The following is a 2,796-nucleotide window of genomic DNA, read 5'->3' as shown; positions in this document are numbered from 1 at the left end:
TTAAGACCTGTGAAGCCATCGTCCTGATAGACTGCCACAACCTCCCATCCCTGCTTTTCGCAGTATTTTTCCAGCATATCACGCTGGTTTGCGATACTGGCACTTTCGCCTTGCAGGTCATCGTCCTTTGACAGCCTGCAATAGACCGCCGCACGATAACCCCCGGCAAGTGCCGAACCGATTGTTCTGTATTCCATTTCGTTCATCATAGCCATTTACCCACACAATCCAGACGGTATCTGGCTCTTTTGAACCTCATCTTCATTATACTTCATATCTTTCTTTTTAGCAAGATATTCTTTTGAATTTGTCTTTCCATATTTCTGGGAAATCAGGCTGACGAACACATCGGTTGCGTCAAGCTCCCCGTCAAACACAGTAGTCACATGAATCTCTGTTTTGTTTTTTGCCATAGGCAGTTATCCTCCATACATGAAAATAGCCAGACAGAGGGTGTCGGCAACGAAGTCCGGCAACGGGCTTCAAAAGACCTTGCAAACAATCTCAATCTGGCGATGGTTACTATTTATACTTTTCTTTCATTTTTCTGTTGTTTTGGTTGTTATAAGGGAGAAAAGCCCGGAAATAAGGGGTTTTCCCCGGCAACCGGCTCGGCAACGGGATAGCAACAGGGGGTGCAACGGGCTGTCATTTTCAGAATGGAAGCTCCATCTGTTCTGTGACCTCCACAAAGCCATCCATTGCTTTTTCAGACGGGTTGCATAAGTCCGTTGCCGGGTTTTCACGCTCCCAGCCCTTTTGTCTGCCGTATTCGGAAAACATTCTTGGATTCGGGAAGTACCGCCAGCCGGTAATGCACTGGTTCATAATCTCGTTGATTTCCCGTATTTCCCATTGCTTCGGCTCGTCAAAGGCATGGTTCAAAGCTTCCTTGTAGAGCTGCTTGGAGCAGACCATGCTCCCGGTGTACCTATCAAGATACGCCTGTATCATTCCGGCTTTGGTGTCCTCCGGCATAAAATCCCGCTGGTGTTCTTTCAGATACCGCTGCATGTCGGGGCTGAAAGCCAGCTTGAACCTGCCGCTTCGGTAAATCTCCATCGCTTCCGCCCACATCTGCTCGATATAGGCTCTGGAAGCAGCTTCGTCCTCCAAAATGTGAACCTCGGCTTGCTCCGGGTACACCATGACGGGGATAAAGCGGCGGTTGCCGGAACGGTCAAGGGGCAGGAAGTCAAGGGCATTGGAAGTGCCGCCAAACACGCACTGACGGGGGCGGTCTGCCGGGTGGGTTTCATAGGGTATCTTGTAAACCTCTTTCTGCCGGCTTAAAAATGACTTGATTTCCTCAATGCTCTTGGCGTTGGCGGTTGCCATCATTTCCGACATTTCGATAATCCAGTGACCTTGCAGCTTGCGGTACACATTGTCATCGTCCAGCTTCCGCAAATCATCGGAGAACCACTCGTCCCGGACTGCCATCAGACGGAAGAAGGTGGACTTGCCAGCCCCCTGACCGCCTACCAGACAGAGCATGATTTCAAATTTGCACCCCGGCTGAAAGGCTCGTGAGATTGCACCCAGCAGGAACAGCTTCAACGCTTCATAGGTGTAATCGTCTGCGTCAGCCCCCAGAAAGTGCCGCAGGCAGAAACGGATTCGCTCTGTCCCGTCCCACACAAGGGTATTGAGATAGTCCCGGATGGGATGGTACTTGTTTTCATTCGCCACAATCCCGATGGCGTTATCAATCTTCTTCTCATTGGTAAGCCCGTAGGTTTCTTCCAGATAGAGAAGCAGATACTTCATGTCCGTATCGTTCAGGGCGGTGCTTTCCCTGTGGAAGCCGATGGGCTTTATGATGTCCTTGCGGTCGGTCAGGATGTTGTATGCGATAGCCCCGGAAAGCAGCGGGTCACGCTGGAATACGGTCAGGCAGTTCCGTATGCTCTGACGGACACCGCCTTTCTCGGTAGTTTCCAGCCCCGCCTTGATTTCCTCAATGCTCTGGGGCGGCTGCATGGCGTTCATGGTGTTTTTTAGTTCTTGCTGCGTTTGCGGCGGCAAGCTCTGCCATTCGCTTTTCAAGCTGTATCACATCCTTTCCGTAGTCCGTAATCAAAGCCGCTTTTTCCTCTGTCTCCCCGAACAGCAGCACATCCAGCAGATATTCCACATGGGCTTGCTTCTGTAAGGCTTCCACAAACCGGGGATGAAAGACTTCCTCCGGGGAATGCGGGGCGTAGTCCTTTCTCCATGCCCGGAGCAGATGGAGATAATCAGCAAGAATACGGAAGCAGCGGCTCTTTGCTTCCTGAAACTGTTCCTCCGGGGATTTCTGCCGGGGCTTGGGCTTTTTTGCCTTTCCCGGCGGCTTCCAGTCCTCATAGGAAAGCCCGAAGTCATTTGCCAGTTGTATGGCGGCTTCTTTCTTTCCCAGCCCATACAGGGCGGCGGCAAAATCAATCACATCCCCATCCGCACCGCAGCCGAAGCAGTGGTAACGCCGATCCAGCTTCATGCTTGGGGTTTTATCGTGATGGAACGGGCAGCAAGCCATCCCGTTCCGACCTATATGGATTCCATAATGCTCCGCAGCCTGTCTTGTTGTGACGGACTGCTTCACAGCTTCAAATAAATTCAAATCTATCCCTCCTTGAAAAAAAGAAAAGCACCTGACATTCTCAATCTGAAAATGGCAAGTGCCTGTTAAAGTTCCATATCCTGTTGTTTGTGTTTCGTCTGTGCCGGGACAGTTCTTTGTGCTTTTTTCTCGTTCGCCTTATCCTGCAAGACTTCTTTGATGGGCTGCTTCTTGGGCGGCTCTTTGCTTTC

The 2,796-nt window shown here is 50.9% G+C and carries 5 protein-coding genes; 1 reads left to right on the top strand and 4 read right to left on the bottom strand.

The features are described from left to right. Together C7386_RS13110 and C7386_RS13105 are read right to left on the bottom strand one after the other, a co-directional pair. A partial coding sequence (locus C7386_RS13110) for a recombinase family protein (protein WP_165815561.1) occupies positions 1-215 on the bottom strand: 215 nt, incomplete at its 3' end. Continuing rightward, positions 216-413 (bottom strand): hypothetical protein, encoded by a 198-nt coding sequence (locus tag C7386_RS13105; protein WP_116705728.1) that lies wholly within the window; start codon positions 411-413, stop codon positions 216-218. Here C7386_RS13105 and C7386_RS13880 point away from each other — a divergent pair. Continuing rightward, a complete protein-coding gene (locus C7386_RS13880; RefSeq protein WP_116705729.1) occupies positions 387-626 on the top strand; it encodes a tweety protein in 240 nt (79 codons plus the stop codon). The genes C7386_RS13105 and C7386_RS13880 overlap by 27 nt on opposite strands. A 28-nt stretch (positions 627-654) precedes the next feature. Here the strand turns inward: C7386_RS13880 and C7386_RS13095 are convergent, their stop codons facing one another. Both C7386_RS13095 and C7386_RS13090 read right to left on the bottom strand, forming a co-directional pair. Further along, a complete protein-coding gene (locus tag C7386_RS13095) occupies positions 655-1,992 on the bottom strand; it encodes a virulence-associated E family protein (protein WP_116705727.1) in 1,338 nt (445 codons plus the stop codon). Further along, positions 1,961-2,605: a CHC2 zinc finger domain-containing protein gene (locus C7386_RS13090; protein ID WP_116705726.1), complete on the bottom strand. Its 645-nt coding sequence runs from the start codon at positions 2,603-2,605 to the stop codon at positions 1,961-1,963. The genes C7386_RS13095 and C7386_RS13090 overlap by 32 nt, the downstream gene beginning before the upstream one ends. Between the last annotated feature and the right edge of the window lie 191 nt (positions 2,606-2,796).

The sequence above is a fragment of the Agathobaculum butyriciproducens genome, assembly GCA_003096535.1.
Taxonomy (GTDB): domain Bacteria; phylum Bacillota; class Clostridia; order Oscillospirales; family Butyricicoccaceae; genus Agathobaculum; species Agathobaculum butyriciproducens.
Note: the sequence above shows the minus strand (reverse complement) of the source record. Positions and strands in the feature narration are given on the sequence as shown.

Excerpts from the sequence above, each read along its gene's own strand:
- C7386_RS13095 (WP_116705727.1), bottom strand. The coding sequence starts at position 1,992 with ATGAACGCCATGCAGCCGCCCCAGAGCATTGAGGAAATCAAGGCGGGG.
- C7386_RS13105 (WP_116705728.1), bottom strand. The coding sequence starts at position 413 with ATGGCAAAAAACAAAACAGAGATTCATGTGACTACTGTGTTTGACGGG.
- C7386_RS13880 (WP_116705729.1), top strand. The coding sequence starts at position 387 with ATGAATCTCTGTTTTGTTTTTTGCCATAGGCAGTTATCCTCCATACAT.